Origin of the sequence: Streptomyces sp. 6N223, assembly GCF_052246635.1 — a bacterium.
Classification (GTDB): domain Bacteria; phylum Actinomycetota; class Actinomycetes; order Streptomycetales; family Streptomycetaceae; genus Streptomyces.
Map to the genome: position 1 here is coordinate 37,558 of NZ_JBQQCA010000050.1, position 18,122 is coordinate 55,679.

The window sequence follows — 18,122 nt, forward strand, 5'->3', positions numbered from 1 at the left end:
CCACCCCCTCGGAGGAGAGTCATGACCGTGGCCGACGACCGGGTCGTCGAGGCCCTGCGCACCTCGCTGCTGGAGCTCGACCGGCTGCGCAAGGAGAACGACGAGCTGCGCGCGGCGTCCCGCGACCCCGTCGCGATCGTCGCGATGGCCTGCCGCTACCCCGGCGGCGTCGCGTCGCCGGAGGACCTGTGGACGCTGGTGTCCGAGGAGCGGGACGCCATCACCGCCTTCCCCGACGACCGGGGCTGGGACCTGGACGCCATCTGCGGGCCGGACGCCGACCCGGTGCTGCGCAGCGCCGTCTCGGAGGGCGGATTCCTCGGCGACGCCGGCGCGTTCGACCCGGCGCCCTTCGGGATCTCGCCGGGGCAGGCGTCGGTGATGGACCCCCAGCAGCGGCTGCTGCTGGAGACCGCGTGGGAGGCGTTCGAACGCGGCGGCATCGACCCGCGGTCGGTGCGCGGCAGCCGGTACGGCGTCTTCATGGGCACCAGCGGCCAGGACTACACGCAGAACATCACCAGCGTCCCCGACGAGCTGCTGGAGGACATGGGCGCCGGCAGCACCGCCGCCGCGCTCTCCGGCCGCATCGCGGCCACCTTCGGCCTCGAAGGGCCCACCGCCACCATCGACACCGCCTGCTCCAGCTCGATGGTCGCGCTGCACCTGGCATGCCGGGCGCTGCGCGACGGCGAGTGCGGCATGGCGCTGGCCGGCGGCGTCGCCGTGATGGCCAGCCCGAACCGGTTCGTCGGATCGGGCCAGGGCATCGGGCTGCCCGTCGCCGCCCGCTGCCGCTCCTTCGCCGACGAGGCGGCCGGGATCGCCTTCGCCGAGGGAGCCGGCGTGGTGCTCCTGGAGCGCCTGTCCACCGCCCGCGCACAGGGGCACCCGGTGCTCGCCGTCGTGCGGGGCGGCGCGGTCGGCCAGGAAGGCGGCGCCAGCGGCCCCAACACGCCCAACGGGCCCGCCCAGGAACGCCTGATCAGGCAGGCCGTGGTCAGCTCCGGCCTCAAGCCGCACGAGGTCGACGTCGTCGAGGGCCAGGGCACGGGCGGCATGCTCGGCGACGCGATCGAGGCCAAGGCCCTCGCCGCCGTCTACCACGAGGGCCGCCCCGCCGGCCGGCCGCTGCTGCTGGGGTCGGTGAAGTCCAACATCGGCCACAGCCAGGCCGCCAGCGGCATGGCCGGGCTGATCAAGATGGTGCAGGCCATGCGCCACGGCGTTGTGCCGCGCTCCCTGCACTCCGAGGCGCCCTCACCGCACATCCTCTGGGAGGAGGGCCGCATCCGGCTGGCGAGCGAGGCGACCCCCTGGCCCGACACGGACCGGCCGCGCCGGGCCGGCGTGTCCTCCTTCGGATTCGGCGGCACCAACGCGCACGTGATCCTCGAACAGGCCCCGCACGACGCGCCGCCCGCCCCCTCCCCGCCGGCGGAGGCGGGCCGGGGGCCGGCGGCCGCCGGCGCGGTGCTGTGGCCGGTCTCGGGCTGCGACGCCGACGCGCTGCGCGCGCAGGCGGCCAGGCTGCTGGACCACCTCGACCGGCGCGGCGAGCTGCGGCCCGCCGACGTCGGCTGGTCGCTGGCGACGTCCCGGGCCACCCTGGGACACCGCGGCGTGGTCGTCGGCGGCAGCCGGCAGGAACTGCTGGACGGCCTGCGGGCGCTGGCCGAGGGGCGGCCCTCGCCCCACCTCGCGCGGGGCGCGCTGGGACGCCGCCACCGGCTCGTCGTCCTCCTCACCGGCAACGCCCTCCCGCCGGGCACCGGCAAGCAGCTGTACGACGCCTTCCCGGCGTTCGCCGGCGCCTTCGACGCCGTCTGCGCGGCTCTCGAGGCCCACCCGGGCTTCCCGCCCCGCGACGCCATGCTCATCGGCGCCGGCCCCGCCTCGGCGGATGCCGTCGGCCCGGCGAGGGACTTCGTGATCCAGGTGGCGCTGTTCCGCCTGGTCGAGTCGTGGGGGGCGCGGCCCGGCGCGGTGCGCGGCCAGGGCGTCGGAGGGCTCGCCGCCGGCCACGTCGGCGGACGGCTGTCGCTGCCCGACGCCTGCGCGGCGCTGACCGGCCCGCCCGACCCGGCCAACGCCGCGCGCGACGTCGCCGCCGAGGCCCGCGCGCTGGCCCGCGAGGGCACGGTCTACCTCGAACTCGGCGGGCACGAGGTGGCCGCCACCCTCGCCGGCGAGGGCCTGCACGCGGTGGCCGCGCTGCCGCCCGGCGCCGGGGAGGTGACCGCCATGGCCGCCGCCCTCGCCCAGGTCCACGCCCACGGCACCGCCGTCAACTGGCAGGCCGTCTACGCCGGCACCGACGCCCACCGCGTCGAGCTGCCCACGTACGCCTTCCAGCGCGCACGCTACTGGCGTGCGGAGTTCGATCTGAGCCGGCTACGCGAGGGGTGACGTGGCGTCGGAGTTGATCCACACGACCTGGTAGGGAAACCTGTCGTGCCACCGGAGAACGAACTCGCCCAGCAGCGGATGGACGGACAGCTTTTTCAGCGCGGCCAGGTCGGCACACCTCACCTCCGCCATCGCCGAGGAGACGAACACCGGAGCATGGGTGTCGCTCGGCAGCGGAAGGTGCGGTCGGTGGTCGAACGACTCTGCCAGACCTGTGCCGCGGATCGTATCGGCCAATTCGCTGAAGAATCGCTCGCGGTCCGGCCCGGACATCGTCTCTGGGAACGAAAACACCAGGGTGTGCGTCACCATCGCGAGGGCCTTTCAAAGCACCTGAATACACGTTGTCTCGAATGTTCTCGTGCACCGTATCGAGATGAGCAACCGTCCCGCAATGACGAACGCCGGAAAGGTCTGCTTAAGAGCATCCGGCAAGACTGAGCCGGAATTTGCGGCGTCGAAACAGACAAGCCGAGGGTGACGCAGGGAGGGCACGTGATCAGCGAGCGCACCCGCAAGAAGATCGCACGCGAACACAGCGAGCGCCTGAGCGCGGGCGATATCGACGGACTTCTCGAACTGTACGCGGACGACGCCACGTTCGAGGATCCCGTCGGCGCCGGCGGCCAGGCAGGCCGCGAGGCGCTGCGCGCGCACTTCGAGACCCTGGTGGCCGCGAACGCCAGGGAGACCATCGAGGACTCGGTCGTCGCGCAGGACGGCGAGCAGGTGCTGGCCCAGATCACCGCGGTCATGGACTACCGGCCCTGCGGCCCGGTCTACGCCGACCGCGGCTGGCTGCCCGCGCCGGAGGGCGAGGAGCCGTCCGTCCTGCGCCGGCGCTTCGCGCTGCTGCTCCGCCTCGGCGAGTCCGGTCTCATCGAGGAGATGCGGGCGTACTGGGGACGGCCCGACGTCGAGACCTCCGCCGACGGCGCGGCGGGGTCCTTCCGGGGCTGTGAGGCCCTTTCTCCCCGGGAGGAGGCCGTCAGGCAGCTGCCCTACACCTACGCCCGGCGGCTGGAGGCCGGCGACGTGGAAGGGACCGTCGCCCTCTTCACGGACGACGTCGTCTTCGAGGACCCAGTGGGCGTCATGAAGCTGCGGGGGAAGGACGCACTGCGCAAGCACGTGGCCCACGGATCCGCGGGCAAGGTGAACGAGATTCTGGCGCGGCCCGTGTCGTCGATGGACGAACGGTTCGTGGTGATCCGGGGGGACGCGCGGATCTTCGTCCCGGAAAAGATGCGCATGCGCATGATCACGATCTGCGAACTGAACGAGGAATGCCGCGGAGTTCACATCCAGGGCTTCTGGGGGCTCACGGACACGACCTTCGGGGACGACGCCTCCGGCACGGACACATAAACCCTGTCCGTGTCCTGGGCGGAAGACGATGGGAGGGATTTCGAGCCATGACCACACCGACGCGTGCCGTCGTGCTGGGCGGCGGATGGGCCGGCATGCTGACCGCCCACGTGCTGGCCCGTCACCTGGAATCCGTGACCGTGGTGGAGCGCGACGTTCTGCCCGACGGGCCCGACCACCGCAAGGGACAGCCCCAGGCGCGCCACGTCCACGTGCTGTGGTCCAGCGGCGCGGGCATCGTCGAGGACCTGCTGCCGGGCACCACCGAGCGGCTGCTGGAGGCCGGCGCGCGCCGGATCGGATTCCAGAGCGACCTGGTGACCCTGACGGCCGCGGGCTGGCAGCACCGCTTCCCGGCGGCCGCGTACGCCATCATGTGCACGCGCCCCCTGCTGGACTTCACCGTGCGGGAGGCGATCCTCGCGGGCGGCCGGATCCGGGTGGAGCAGGGCACCGAGGTCGTCGACCTGGCCGGGGACGGCTCGCGGGTCACGGGCGTGCGGGTGCGCGACGCGGACGGCGGCGAGCCCCGGCTGCTGGAGGCGGACCTGGTGGTGGACGCCACCGGGCGGGCCTCGCGCCTGGGCCGCTGGCTGGCGGCCCTCGGCCTGCCGGCCGTGCAGCAGGACGTGGTCGACGCCGGCGTGGGCTACGCCACGCGCATGTTCAAGGCGCCCGAGGGCGCGAGCGGCACCTTCCCCGCGGTCATGGTCGCCTCCGACCACCGCACCCGGGAGCCCGCCCGCTTCGGCGTCGTCTACCCCCAGGAGGGCGGCCGCTGGCTGATCACCCTCACCACCACGCGCGGTGTCCCGCTGCCCGCTCACGAGGACGAGTTCACCGGCTTCGCCGAGACGCTGCGGCACCCGATCGTCAGGGACCTCATCGGCGTCGCCGAGCCCATCAGCCCGATCTCCCAGTCGCACTCCGGCGCCAACCGGCGCCTCTACCCCGAGCGCATGGCGACGTGGCCGGAGGGCCTGCTGGTCATCGGCGACGCACTGGCGGCGTTCAACCCGGTCTACGGGCACGGCATGAGCGCCGCCGCCCGCGCCGCCGAGGCCCTGAACGGGATGCTGGCGGGCGGCGCCTTCGGCGAGGGCGGCACCCGCCAGATACAACGAGCCCTGAGCGAGGTCGTCGACGACCCGTGGATCATGGCCGGCCTGAAGGACATCCAGTTCGTCAACTGCCGCAACCTCTCCACCGACCCGCGGCTCACCGGCCCGGACACCGCGGAGCGGCTGCGGTTTTCCGACTTCATCGCCGACAGGTCGATCAGGTCGCCGAAGATCAACGAGGTCGCCACCCGCGTCCTCAGCCTGAACGCGCCCCAGAAGGCCCTGGGCGACTCTCACTTCCTGTCGCTGCTGCGGACCGACGAGACGTACCCGGAGCTGCTCGAACCGCCCTTCCGCCCAGGCGAGCTGGAGATGGTCGGGCTCGAGCCGTCCAGCATCGCCGCGAAGGGCGTGCCCGAATAGCCCGATGGCCCGCTCAGGTATTCCGCCCGTTCCGGCACCACGCACCAGGAGAGCCTCGCCATGAGCGATCCACTGAAAACGGCCGACCGCCAGCCGCCCGTCAGTGATCCCGCGGTGATCGACTGGTGGCGGCTGATGCGGAAGGAACAGCCGGTGCACCGGGATCCGGTGACGGGAGCCTGGATGGTGTACCGCTATGCCGACGTGGCGAAGGTCCTGAGGGATCCGGCGACCTTCTCCTCGGACTGGTCGAAGATGCTGCCCGGTGTGCTGAACGCCAGGCAGCTCGACACGACGGACCCGCCGCGCCATCGCGCGCTGCGCGGCGTTCTCGGCACGGAGTTCACCGGCCGCGCGGTGGGGCGACTGGAGTCGCGGATCACCCGAATCGCCGGCGAGCTGCTGGACACCCTCACGACCGACGGGCGTGCCGATCTCGTGGCGGACATTCTGTACCCGTTCCCCATCATGGTGACTCTGGAGTTACTCGGTCTTCCCGCCGAGGATCATGGCCGCTTTCACGCGTGGGTGGAGAGCCTGCTGTCCCTGGACCCGGAGGCGGGGCAGAAGTTCTACGAAACCAAGGCGGTCTCGGGAGGGATGGAGATCCTGGATTATCTCCACGGCCATCTGACCGCTCGCCGGGCCGATCCGCGCGACGACCTCCTGACCCGGCTGACCACCCTGGACATCGACGGTCAGCCCTTGTCCGACGACGACATAACGAGCTTCGCCCGCCTGCTGTTCAGCGCAGGGCTGTTCTCGACGACGATGGTGATGTCGCATACCGTGCGACTGCTCTGCGAGCACCCCGCGACGATGGCGGAGATTCGCAAGGACATGGGCCTGCTGCCGAAGGTGACAGAAGAGGTCCTGCGCTATCAGCCGACGCTCGCCTCGCTGCACCGGATGACGACCACCGACGTCACGTTGGCCGGGCAGCGGATTCCCGCACGGCAGCTCGTGACCGTCTGGCTCGGGTCGGCCAACCGGGACGAGAGCCATTTCACCGACCCCGACGTCTTCGATATCCACCGCCGTCCCAACGCACACCTCGCATTCGGACTCGGCATCCACTACTGCATCGGCGCGGCGCTGAGCCGGCTCGAAACCAGGGTGATGCTGGAGCAGCTGCTGACCCGGTACCCGGAGCTGCGACCGGACCCCGGCCGGGAGGTGGTGTATTACACCAATCCCCTTGTGGCCGCGCTGAAGCAGTTCCCCGTCGTCGTCGAGGCGCACTGAGGGAGGACAACGTGATCAGCGAGCGCACCCGCAAGAAGATCGCACGCGAACACAGCGAGCGCCTGAGCGCCGGTGATATCGAGGCGCTTCTGGAGCTGTACGCGAAGGACGCCACGTTCGAGGACCCCGTCGGCACCGGCGCGCTCTCCGGGCACGAGGCGCTGCGCGCGCACCTCGCGACCGCGGTGGCCGGGAACGCCGGCGAGACCGTGGAGGACGTGGTCGTCGCGCAGGACGGCGAGCAGGTGCTGGCCCAGATCACCGCGGTCATGGACTACCGCCCCCGCGGCCCGGTGTACGCCGACCGCGGGTGGCTGCCCACCTCGGACGCCACGGAGCCCGCCGGCATGCGCTGCCGCTACGCGCTGCTCCTCCGCGTCGGCGAGTCGGGCCTCATCGAGGACATGCGGGCCTTCTGGGGCCGGCCCGACCTCGAGGTCTCAACCGACGGCAGGGCGGGGTCGTTCCGCGGCCTGGAGACCCTTCCCGCCCGGGAGGCGGCCCTCAGGCAGCTGCCCTACACCTACGCGCGGCGGCTGGAGGCCGGCGACGTGGAGGGCACCGTCGCCCTGTTCTCGGAGGACGTCGTCTTCGAGGACCCGGTGGGCCGCATGAAGCTGCGGGGCAAGGACGCCCTGCGCACCCACGTGGGCCACGGCTCGGCGGGCAAGGTCAACGAGATCCTCGCGAAGCCCGTCTCGTCGATGGACGGACGGTTCGTGGTGATCCGGGGCGACGCGCGGATCTTCGTGCCGGAGAAGATGCGCATGCGCATGATCACGATCTGCGAATTGAACGAGGAAGGCCTGGGCGTCCACATCCAGGGCTTCTGGGGAATCACGGACACGACCTTCGGGGACGACGCCCACAAGGATCCCTGATCGCCGTCCGGCACCCGTCCGGCGCCGTGGATCGGCCGGGCATCGAAAGACGCACTTAAGACGTTCGGGACACCCTGACGACGGGTGTCCAAGGCCACGACCAAATGCCATTTCGGGCGCGCCCGTTTCGAAGGGACTTCGTGCTATGACCACACCGACGCGTGCCGTCGTGCTGGGCGGCGGATGGGCCGGCATGCTGACCGCCCACGTGCTGGCCCGTCACCTGGAATCCGTGACCGTGGTGGAGCGCGACGTTCTGCCCGACGGGCCCGACCACCGCAAGGGACAGCCCCAGGCGCGCCACGTCCACGTGCTGTGGTCCAGCGGCGCGGGCATCGTCGAGGACCTGCTGCCGGGCACCACCGAGCGGCTGCTGGAGGCCGGCGCGCGCCGGATCGGATTCCAGAGCGACCTGGTGACCCTGACGGCCGCGGGCTGGCAGCACCGCTTCCCGGCGGCCGCGTACGCCATCATGTGCACGCGCCCCCTGCTGGACTTCACCGTGCGGGAGGCGATCCTCGCGGGCGGCCGGATCCGGGTGGAGCAGGGCACCGAGGTCGTCGACCTGGCCGGGGACGGCTCGCGGGTCACGGGCGTGCGGGTGCGCGACGCGGACGGCGGCGAGCCCCGGCTGCTGGAGGCGGACCTGGTGGTGGACGCCACCGGGCGGGCCTCGCGCCTGGGCCGCTGGCTGGCGGCCCTCGGCCTGCCGGCCGTGCAGCAGGACGTGGTCGACCTCGGCGTGGGCTACGCCACGCGCATGTTCAAGGCGCCCGAGAGCGCGGGCGACGCCTTCCCCGCCGTCCAGGTCGCCGCCGACCACACCACCCGGGAGCCCGGCCGCTTCGGCGTCGTCTACCCCCAGGAGGGCGGCCGCTGGCTGATCACCATGACCTGCACACGCGGCGCCCCGCTGCCCACCAACGAGGGCGACTTCGAGGCGTTCGCCAAGGGGCTGCGGCACCCCATCGTCAGGGACCTCATCGGCGTCGCCGAGCCCGTCAGCCCGATCTTCCAGTCGCACTCGGGCGCCAACCGGCGCCTCTACCCCGAGCGCATGGCGAAGTGGCCGGAGGGCCTGCTGATCATCGGCGACTCGCTGGCGGCGTTCAACCCGGTCTACGGCCACGGCATGAGCGCAGCCGCCCGCGCCGCCGAGGCCCTCGACGCCGAGCTGGCGCGCGACGGCTTCGCCGAGGGCGGCACCCGGCAGGTCCAGCGGGCGCTGAGCGAGGTCGTCGACGACCCGTGGATCATGGCCGGCCTGAAGGACATCCAGTTCGTCAACTGCCGCAACCTCTCCACCGACCCGCGGCTCACCGGCCCGGACACCGCGGAGATGCTGCGGTTCGCCGACTTCATCTCCGGCAAGTCGATCCGCTCGCCGAAGGTCTCCGAGGTGGCCACCCGCGTGCTGAGCCTCAACGCGCCCCAGAAGGCCCTCGGCGAGGCCGGCTTCCTGTCGCTGCTGCGCACCGACACCACCTACCCGGAGCTCGTCGAACCGCCGTTCCGCCCCGGCGAGCTGGAGATGGTCGGGCTCAAGCCGTCCGGCGTCGCCGCCAGGGGCGTGCTCGACTGACCCGCCGACACGACACCGAGAAAGGTCCAGCCGTGGAACCCACCGCAGAATCCCCCAACGAGGAATCCCCGATCGACGCGTCCGCCGTGGACGAAGAGCTGGTCGCGAGCCTCGCCGCCGCGACGCCGGAGGAACGCCAGGAGATCCTCACCGACCTGGTGGTCCGGGAGGCGTCCCAGATCCTCGAGAGCGCGGAGCTGGACGAGGAGAGCAACTTCCTGGAGAACGGCCTGAGCTCGCTCAGCGCACTGAAGCTCTCCAAGAGCCTCATGAACAACTCCGGGCTCGAGGTGCCCCTCGTGGCGATCGTGGAACACCCCACCCCGACCCTGCTCGGCAAGTTCCTCGCGGAGACCTACGAGACGTCATGAAGCTGTCCATCGCGGTAGCCGGCGGCGTGACGCTGAACGTGCGGCACCGGCCGGGCGGCGACGGCCGCCCGTTCCTGCTGTTTCACGGGCTGGGGTCCAACGCCCGGATGTGGGACGAGGTCGCCGAGCGGCTCCAGGCCGCCGGCCACCCCGTCTACGCGCTCGACGCGCGCGGGCACGGCGAGTCCGACCTGCCGGACCACGGCTACGACCACGCCACCGTCGTGGCGGACGCGGTCACCGTCTGCCGCGAGCTGCGGCTGAGCGGCGTGCTGCTCGCCGCCCACTCCTGGGGAGGGAACGTCGCGGTGCGGCTCACGGCCGAGCACGCCGGGCTGGTCGCCGGCCTCGGGCTGGTGGACGGCGGCTGGATCCGCGCCGTCCACACCTCCGACGGGGAGAAGAGCGCGCCGAACCTCGGCTGGTTCCGCCCCGACCAGACGGGCATGACCAAGGAGACCATGCTGGAGCTCCACCAGGCCATCCACCCGCACTGGTCGGAGACGGCCGTCGCCGCGAGCATGGCCGACCTGGAGGAGGGGCCCGACGGGCTGCTCGTGCAGCGGCTGCCGAAGGAGTACTACCTGGCGCTGGCGGACAGCATGTGGAACGACCCGCCGGCGCGCTGGTATCCCGCCATCAGGGTGCCCGTCCTGATGCTCAACGCCCAGCCCCCCTACGCCCCCACCCTGGGCATGCCGTCGCGAACCTGGGTCGAGGAGGCCGAGGCCGCCATGCCGCAGGCCGAGTCCCGCTGGTACATCGGCGGCGACCACAGCCTCCACGCCGACCAGCCCGAGCGGGTGGCCAACGACCTGCTCGACCTGGCACGCATCGTCGACAAGCCGCTGTCGGAACGGTCCTGATATGGCGAATGACGACAAGAAACTCCTTGACTACCTCAAGCGCGTGACGGCCGACCTGCGCGAGGCGCAGCGTCGGCTCAAGGACGTCGAGTACGCCCACCACGAGCCCATCGCGATCGTCGGCATCGGCTGCCGGTACCCCGGCGGCGTGCGATCCGCCCAGGAGCTGTGGGAGCTGGTCGACGCCGGCCGCGAGGGCATCGGCGAGCTGCCCACCAACCGCGGCTGGGACCTCGACACCGTCTACGACCCCGATCGCGCCCGTTCGGACACCAGCTACGTGCGCGGCGGCGGCTTCCTCTACGACGCCGACCAGTTCGACGCCGGATTCTTCGGGATCAGCCCGCGCGAGGCGATCACCATGGCCCCGCAGCAGCGGCTGGCGCTGGAGGTGGCCTGGGAGGCGATCGAGCACGCCCGCATCGACCCGCACAGCCTGCACGGCAGCGCCACCGGCACCTACCTCGGCTGCGACGGCCTGGACTACTTCCTCAACTCCCTCCAGGTGCCCGAGGGCGCGGCCGGCCACCTGACGACCGGCAACTCGCCGAGCGTGACCTCCGGTCGCGTCGCCTACACCCTGGGCCTGGAGGGCGCCGCGGTCACGCTGGACACCGCGTGCTCCTCCTCGCTCGTCGCGATCCACCTGGCCTGCCAGGCCCTGCGGCGCGGGGAGCTGGAGCTCGCGCTGGCCGGCGGGGTGTGCGTCATGTCCTCGCCGGCACCGCTGGTCGGCTTCAGCGACATGGGCGCCGTGGCCCCCGACGGGCGGTCGAAGCCCTTCTCGGCGGACGCCGACGGCATGACCCTCTCCGAAGGCGCCGGGATCGTCCTGCTGGAACGCCTGTCGGACGCCCGCCGCAACGGGCACCGGGTGCTGGCGGTCATCCGCGGCTCCGCCGTCAACGAGGACGGCGCCTCCAACGGGCTGACCGCGCCGAACGGCCCCTCCCAGCAGCGCGTCATCCAGCGGGCGCTGGCCGACGCCCGCCTCGCGCCGGCCGACGTGGACGCGGTCGAGGCGCACGGCACCGGCACCAGCCTCGGCGACCCCATCGAGGCCCAGGCGCTGCTGGCCACCTACGGCCAGGACCGGCCCGAGGACCGGCCGGTGCTCGTGGGCTCGATCAAGTCCAACATCGGACACACCCAGATGGCCGCCGGCGTGGCGGGCGTCATCAAGATGGTCATGGCGATGCGTCACGAGACGCTGCCGCGCTCCCTCCACATCGGCGAGCCCAACCCCCACGTGGACTGGAGCGGCGGCGCCCTGCGCCTGCTGCACGACGCCGCCGCCTGGCCCCGCGCCGAGCACCCCCGGCGCGCGGGCGTGTCCTCCTTCGGCTTCTCCGGGACGAACGCGCACGTCGTCCTGGAGGAGGCGCCCGAACCCGCCCCCCAGGAGGGCAACGCGGCCGGGGAGCGGCCGGCGGCCCGGGCCACGCCGTGGGTGGTGTCGGCGCGCGGCGCGTCGGCGCTGCGCGCACAGGCCCAGCGGCTGCTCCACGCGACGGCCCAGGACCCCGATCCCGAGGCGGTCGGCTGGTCGCTGGCGACCACGCGCGCGGCGCTCCCCGACCGGGCGGTGGTCGTGGGCCGGGACGCCGGCATGCTGCGGGCGGGCCTGGCCGCGCTGGCGGCCGGTGAGGAGCACCCGGCGCTCGTGCGGTCCACCGTCGCTTCGTCCGGCGCCGGTCAGACGGTGTGGCTGTTCTCGGGTCAGGGGAGTCAGCGGCCGGGTATGGGCGCCGAGTTGTACGCCCGGTTCCCGGTGTTCGCGCAGGCCTTCGACGAGGTGTGCGCGGCGTTGGACCCGCACCTGGAGCATCCCCTGCGCGAGGTCGTCTTCGCCACCGGTGACGCGGCGACCGCCGAGCTGATCCACCACACCACCTACACCCAGGCCGGGCTCTTCGCCGTCCAGGTCGCCCTGGCCCGCCTGCTGAACGCCTCCGGCCTGCGGCCCGACGCGGTCATCGGGCACTCCATCGGCGAGATCGCCGCCGCCCACACCGCCGGCGTCTTCTCCCTCGATGACGCCTGCCGGCTGGTCGCCGCCCGCGCCACCGCACTGGGCGCGCTGCCCCCCGGCGGCGCCATGACCGCCCTGGAAGCCACCGCCGAGGAAGCGGCCGAGGCCATCGCCCCCTACGAGGGCCAGGTCGCCATCGCCGCGCTGAACGCCCCCACCTCCACCGTCGTCTCCGGCCCCGCCGAGCTGGTGGCGGAGATCACCACCGCCTGGAAGGACACCGGCCGCAAGGCCAAGGCCCTCACCGTCTCCCACGCCTTCCACTCCCCGCTGATGGAGCCCGCCCTCGACGGCTTCCAGCAGGCCATCGGCCAGCTCGCCTTCCACGCCCCGCACACCCCTCTGATCAGCAACCTCACCGGCCGGCCGGCGGGCGAGGAGATCACCACTCCCGACTACTGGACCCGGCACATCCGCCAGGCCGTCCACTTCCACCCCGCCATCGCCCACACCGCCCCTCACACCACCACCTACCTCGAAATCGGCCCCGACGCCGTCCTGCTGCCCCCTGCCCGCACCACCCTCGACACCCTCGATGCCCTGGAAGGGCAGTCCCAGCAGCCGCAGCTCATCCCCACCCTCACCCGCAAGCAGCCCGAAACCGAGGCCCTGGCCCACGCCCTGGCCCGCCTCCACACCCACACCTCCATCGACTGGACCCCCTGGTACCCCACCCCCCCACCTCCCACCCTCGACCTCCCCACCTACCCCTTCCAACGCCAGCCCTACTGGCTCACGCCGGCCCGGCCGGCCGGTGGTGACGGGGCGCAGGATCCGGCCGAGGCCGAGCTGTGGGATGCCATCGAGGAGCAGGACGCCGAGACGCTCGCGCGGCTGCTGGGGCCGGAGCCCGCCGCCGGAGCGGAGGACGTCGAGGCGCTGCGGCCGGCCCTGCCCGTGCTGGCCGCCTGGCGCCGCCGCCACCGCGAGGACGCCACCCTGGCGTCGTGGCGCCACCGGATCGAGTGGACGCGGCTGCCCGAGCCCGCACCGCCGGCGCTGAGCGGCACCTGGCTGCTGCTCGTCCCCGCCGGCCACGAGGACCACCCGGCGGTGCGGACGGCGACGCGGGCCCTGACCGGGCACGGCGCCGAGGCCACCACCTGTCTCGTCGACCCCGCCACCGGCCGCCAGGCGCTCGCCGAAGCCCTGACGGCCCTCCTCCCGGACGGCGCCTCGCCGTCCGGGGCGTTCGCGGGCGTGCTCAGCCTGCTGGCGCTCGCCGAGGACCCCCACCCCGACCATCCCGCCGTGCCCGCGGGGCTCGCCGCCACCACGGCCGCCATCCAGGCGCTCGGCGACGCGGACCTCACCGCGCCGCTGTGGTGCCTCACGCAGGGCGCGGTGTCCACCGGGCGGGACGACCCGCTGCCGCACCCCCTCCAGGCGCCGAGTTGGGGCCTGGGCCGGGTCGCCGCGCTGGAGCACTCCCAGCGGTGGGGCGGCCTGGTGGACCTGCCGACCGCCCCCGACGAGCGGACCCCGGCCCGGCTGGCGGCCGTGCTGGCGGGCACGCCGGCGGGTGGCCCGCCCGAGGACCAGGTGGCGATCCGGGACAGCGGAACGCTGGCTCGCCGCGTCGCGCACGCCCCCGCCGGGCACGCCGGACCCGGCCGGGACTGGCGGCCCCGTGGCACCGTGCTGATCACCGGCGGCACCGGCGGCATCGGCGGCAAGCTGGCCCGCTGGGCGGCCGAACAGGGCGCCGCCCACCTGGTGCTCACCAGCCGCCGCGGCCCCGACGCGCCCGGCGCCGGGGAACTCGCCGCCGAGCTGCGCGAGCTGGGCTCAGACGTGACCATCGCGGCCTGCGACGCGGCCGACCGGGAGGCCCTGCGCGCCGTGCTGGCGGCGATCCCCGCCGAGCACCCGCTGTCCACCGTCATCCACGCCGCGGGTGTCAGCGAGCACGACTACGTCGCCGACGTGGACGCCCCGCACCTGAACCGGCTGCTTACGCCGAAGGCGCTGGCGGCCTGGCACCTGCACGAGCTGACGCGGGATCTGGACCTCTCGGCGTTCGTGCTGTTCTCCTCCGTCTCCGCCGCCTGGGGCAGCGGAGGACAGGGCGGCTACGCCGCCGCCAACGCCTACCTCGACGCCCTCGCCGACCACCGCCGCGGCCTCGGCCTGCCCGCCACCTCGGTGGCCTGGGGTCTGTGGGGTGAGGTGGGCATGGCCACCGACTCCGACGACCTCGCCTTCTTCCGCCGCCGCGGCCTGTACGCCCTGGACCCGCGGCTGGCCATCGCCTCCCTGCGGCAGGTGATCGAACGCGGCGAGACCAGCACCGTGATCGCGGCCGTCGACTGGCGGCGTTTCCTGGAGAGCTTCACGGCGCTGCGCCCCAGCCCGCTGCTGGGCGACCTGCCCGAGGCGGCCGAGGCGCGCGCCGAGGAGACGGGCCCGGAGGCGGAGGAGACGGACCAGCTGAGACGGAAGCTCGCCGGCGGCACGCCGGCTGAACAGCACCACATCCTCGTGCGGCACGTGCAGGCGCACGCCGCCGGCGTCCTCGGCCACGCCGCCGCCGACGACGTGCCGCCCACCAAGCCGTTCCAGGAGCTCGGCTTCGACTCGGTCACCGCCGTCCAGCTGCGGGACCGGCTCAACGCCAGCACCAGCCTGCGGCTGCCCACGACCGTCCTGTTCGACTACCCGTCGGCCGAGGAGCTCGCCCGCCACCTGCACGGGCTGCTCGTCGACGACGCGGCCTCGGGCGAACAGCAGGTGATGGCGCAGCTCGACGGCTGGGACGCCGCCCACGCGCCGGACGCCGTGGACGAGGCCGCCCGTTCCCGGATCGCCGCGCGGCTGCGGCTGCTGGCCGACAAGTGGGCCGACCCGGAGCGCTCCGCGAACGGCGGCGGGTCCCACGACGACCTGGAAGGCGCGACGGCGGAGGAGATCTTCGACCTGATCACCACCGAGTTCGGGAAGTCCTGACCGGCGCCCTGACGACAAGAAACCCCGAGAAGAAACCCCGACAAGAAAGCCCGAGAAGAAAGCCCGGAGCCCTTGACCTTCAGGTCAAGGGCTCCGGGCTTCTCGGGGCTTCCTCCGGGGTCGTCAGGACTGCCCGAACTCGCGGTCGATGAGGGCGAACATCTCGTCGGCGGACGCCGTCTCCAGGTCCCCCTCGTCCGTCCCCTCACTCGTCCCCGCGCCCTCGCCGGGCTCGGCTGCGGCGCCGTCCCCGTCCGCGTACCGCCACAGCAGCACCCGCAGCCGGTGCGTCAGCCCGTCACGCCGCGGGTCGTCCGGGTCCAGCGCGGCGAGCGCCTCCTCGATCCCGTCGAGGTGGGCCGCGGCCGGGTCCGCGGCCAGCTCCTCGGGGAGCACCTGCGACACCAGGTACCCGGCGAGCGCGGTCGGTGTCGGGTAGTCGAAGACCAGCGTGGGGGACAGGCTCAGGCCGGTGGCCTTCCGGAGCCGGTTGCGGAACTCGACGGCCGTCAGGGAGTCGAAGCCCAGCTCGCTGAAGGGCTGGTCGGGATCGACCGCCTCCGCCGTCGGATGGCGCAGCGCGCTCGCCGCGTGGGTGCGGACGAGCGCCAGCAGCGTACCGGCGCGCGCCTCGGGCCGCTGGGCCGCGAGCTGGTCCCGCAGGGCCGTCCGGCTCTCCGCTCCGTCGGCGTCGGGGACGACGTCGGGCCCGGCCTGGCCCGCCCGCCGGGCCGCCGGTATCTCGTCGAAGAGGCGGCTGGCGCGCGTCATGGTGAACAGCGGGACGAAGCGCTCCCACTCCACCTCCGCGATCAGGGCGTGCTCGTCGCCGTCCTCGGCACGGTCGAGCGTCCGCCGCAGCGCGGACAGCGCCAGCGCCGGGTCGAGGACCGGGAGGCCGTGGCGCTCGGAGCGCTCCACCGCCCCCTGGCCCGCCACGTCCTTCCACACGCCCCACGCCACCCGGACGACGCGCCCGCCGGCCGCCTCGCGCCGCCGCGTCACCGCGTCCAGGTAGGCGTCGGCCGCGGCTCGGGCGCCGTGGTCGCCGGCACCCCAGACCGAGGAGGCGGACGAGAAGACCACCACGGAGTCGTCGGGTTCCAGGCCGCACAGCTCCGCGAGCCGGTCGGCACCGCTCACGGTGGTCGACAGCTCCTCGGCCAGCAGGTCCGGCGTGAGGTCGGCCAGCGGCGCCAGGCCGCCCGGCCCGCCGGTGTGGATGAGCGTGCGGATCCGGGCCCCCGCCTCCGCGAGCCGGTCGGCCAGCGCGCGTTGGTCGGCCGGGTCGGACGGCACTCCGTCCACCACCGTCGCCTCCGCGCCCAGCTCGGCCAGGTCGGCCACCAGCTCGGCGGCCCCGGGCGCGGCCGGGCCGCCCGGCGCCAGCAGCACGACGCGCTTCGTGCCGCCCGCGGCCAGCCACCGCGCGACGTGGGCCGCGGGACCGGCGACGCCGCCGCCGGTGACCAGGACGTCCTCCCGGGGCGTCCACGCGCCCGCCGGAGCCTCCGCGTCCAGCGGCGCGGGCAGCAGTCGGCGTACGAACGCCCCCTGCGGTCGCAGCGCCACCTGGTCCTCGCCGTCCCGCCCCGCCAGCGTTGCGCAGAGCAGCTCGGGGGCAAGGTCCTCGGGCGTGGCGGGCAGGTCGACCAGCCCGCCCCAGGCCGCCGGGTGCTCCAGCGCGGCCACCCGGCCGAGACCCCACACCTGGGCCTGCGCGGGTGCGTCGGGCCGTTCGTCGTCGGCGACGGCCACCGCGCCCCGGGTGGCGCACCACAGGGGCGCCGCCTCCCACTCGGCCGCGAGCAGGGCCCGCAGCAGCAGGAGGGTGCCCGTCGCGCCGCCGGCCACGGCGGGGAACGCCTCGTGCGGGCGCTCGTCCAGGGGCAGGAGGGACAACACCCCGGCCGGGGACGGGCCCCCGTCGACCAGCGCGCGCAACTCGGCGGCCAGCTCGGCGGCATCGGCCCGCCCGTCCGTCACCAGCCGCCGCACCTCGCCGCCGCCGGCCGCGAGGGCCCGCTCGCAGGCGTCTGCCCACGCCTCGGCGCCCTCCGGCGGCACGACCAGCAGCCACGGGCCCGCCAGGGCCGCCGGGCCGGGGTCGGGCACGGAACGCCAGCCGATCCGGTAGCGCCAGGAGTTCACCGTCGTCCGCTCGTGGCGCTCCCGGTGCCAGCGCGACAGCGTCGGCAGCATCGCGTCGAGCGACGAGCGGCGCTCGTCCTCCTCACCGATGCCCAGCGTCTCGGAGACGGCGGGGAGGTCCTGCGCCTCGACGGCGCTCCAGAACCGGACCTCCTCCTCGTCCGCCTCCGGCGGCGGCGCGTCCGCCAGCTCGTCGGGCAGCCAGTACCGCTGGTGTTGGAAGGGGTAGGTGGGGAGGTCGGTGGCGGCGGGCGGCGTGGTGGTGAACCAGGACGCCCAGGAGACGGCCAGGCCGGTGGTGTGGGCGTGGGCGAGGGCTTGGACGAAGTCGTGGGGTCCGCCGTGGTCGCGGCGGAGAGTGGGGATGGTGGCGGCGGTGGTGGTGTTGGCGGTTTCGATGGTGTCCTGGATGCCGGGGAGGAGGACGGGGTGGGGGCTGATTTCGATGAAGTGGCGGTGGCCGGCGGTGAGGAGGGTGGTGAGGGTGTCGGTGAGGCGGACGGGCTGGCGGAGGTTGGTGTACCAGTAGTCGGCGTCCAGGCCGGTGGTGTCCAGGCGTTCGGTGGTGACGGTGGAGTAGAACGCCACCTCCGCCGCGGTGGGGGTCAGCCCGTCCAGCGCCGTGAGGATGTCCTCCCGGATGCGGTCGACGTGGGGACTGTGGGAGGCGTAGTCGACGTCGATGGTGCGGGTCCGCGCCCCCTGGGCCTTGGCGGCCGTCAGGACGGTGGTGATCTCCTCGAACGGGCCGGAGATCACCGTGGCGGCCGGGCCGTTGTGGGCGGCG

The 18,122-nt window shown here is 73.7% G+C and carries 11 protein-coding genes; 9 read left to right on the top strand and 2 right to left on the bottom strand.

The genetic code is table 11. The features are described from left to right. Nucleotides 1–21 precede the first annotated feature (21 nt). Nucleotides 22–2,409 carry a type I polyketide synthase gene (locus ACTWQH_RS25445; RefSeq protein WP_443289067.1) on the top strand — a complete coding sequence of 796 codons (2,388 nt, stop codon included), beginning with the start codon at nt 22–24 and terminating at the stop codon, nt 2,407–2,409. On the opposite strand, the gene ACTWQH_RS25450 is transcribed toward ACTWQH_RS25445, so the two are convergent. Next, nucleotides 2,395–2,721, bottom strand: a complete 327-nt coding sequence (locus ACTWQH_RS25450) for a hypothetical protein (protein ID WP_443289068.1) — start codon at nt 2,719–2,721, stop codon at nt 2,395–2,397. The two genes, ACTWQH_RS25445 and ACTWQH_RS25450, sit on opposite strands and share 15 nt — an antisense overlap. 183 nt (nt 2,722–2,904) lie before the next feature. Here ACTWQH_RS25450 and ACTWQH_RS25455 point away from each other — a divergent pair, with 183 nt between their 5' ends. From ACTWQH_RS25455 to ACTWQH_RS25490, 8 genes are all read left to right on the top strand, one after another. Then, on the top strand, nt 2,905–3,777 hold the full coding sequence (locus tag ACTWQH_RS25455) for a nuclear transport factor 2 family protein (RefSeq protein WP_443289069.1): 873 nt from the start codon (nt 2,905–2,907) through the stop codon (nt 3,775–3,777). 47 nt (nt 3,778–3,824) lie between these two features. Next, nucleotides 3,825–5,261, top strand: a complete 1,437-nt coding sequence (locus ACTWQH_RS25460; RefSeq protein ID WP_443289070.1) for an NAD(P)/FAD-dependent oxidoreductase — start codon at nt 3,825–3,827, stop codon at nt 5,259–5,261. A 60-nt stretch (nt 5,262–5,321) separates the two neighbouring features. Continuing rightward, the gene (locus ACTWQH_RS25465; RefSeq protein WP_443289071.1) at nt 5,322–6,506 is read left to right on the top strand and encodes a cytochrome P450; all 1,185 of its coding nucleotides are present in this window, start codon (nt 5,322–5,324) and stop codon (nt 6,504–6,506) included. A gap of 11 nt (nt 6,507–6,517) precedes the next feature. Further along, on the top strand, nt 6,518–7,387 hold the full coding sequence (locus tag ACTWQH_RS25470; protein ID WP_443289072.1) for a nuclear transport factor 2 family protein: 870 nt from the start codon (nt 6,518–6,520) through the stop codon (nt 7,385–7,387). 145 nt (nt 7,388–7,532) lie between these two features. After that, on the top strand, nt 7,533–8,969 hold the full coding sequence (locus tag ACTWQH_RS25475; RefSeq protein ID WP_443289073.1) for an NAD(P)/FAD-dependent oxidoreductase: 1,437 nt from the start codon (nt 7,533–7,535) through the stop codon (nt 8,967–8,969). Between the two features lie 32 nt (nt 8,970–9,001). After that, nucleotides 9,002–9,340, top strand: coding sequence for an acyl carrier protein (locus ACTWQH_RS25480; RefSeq protein WP_443289074.1), 339 nt, complete (start codon nt 9,002–9,004; stop codon nt 9,338–9,340). Then, the gene (locus ACTWQH_RS25485) at nt 9,337–10,206 is read left to right on the top strand and encodes an alpha/beta fold hydrolase (RefSeq protein WP_443289075.1); all 870 of its coding nucleotides are present in this window, start codon (nt 9,337–9,339) and stop codon (nt 10,204–10,206) included. The genes ACTWQH_RS25480 and ACTWQH_RS25485 overlap by 4 nt, the downstream gene beginning before the upstream one ends. 1 nt (nt 10,207) lies before the next feature. Beyond that, a complete protein-coding gene (locus tag ACTWQH_RS25490) occupies nt 10,208–15,184 on the top strand; it encodes a type I polyketide synthase (RefSeq protein ID WP_443289076.1) in 4,977 nt (1,658 codons plus the stop codon). A 123-nt stretch (nt 15,185–15,307) separates the two neighbouring features. Here the strand turns inward: ACTWQH_RS25490 and ACTWQH_RS25495 are convergent. Further along, nucleotides 15,308–18,122: acyltransferase domain-containing protein (locus ACTWQH_RS25495; protein ID WP_443289077.1), on the bottom strand; the 2,815-nt coding region annotated here is incomplete at its 5' end.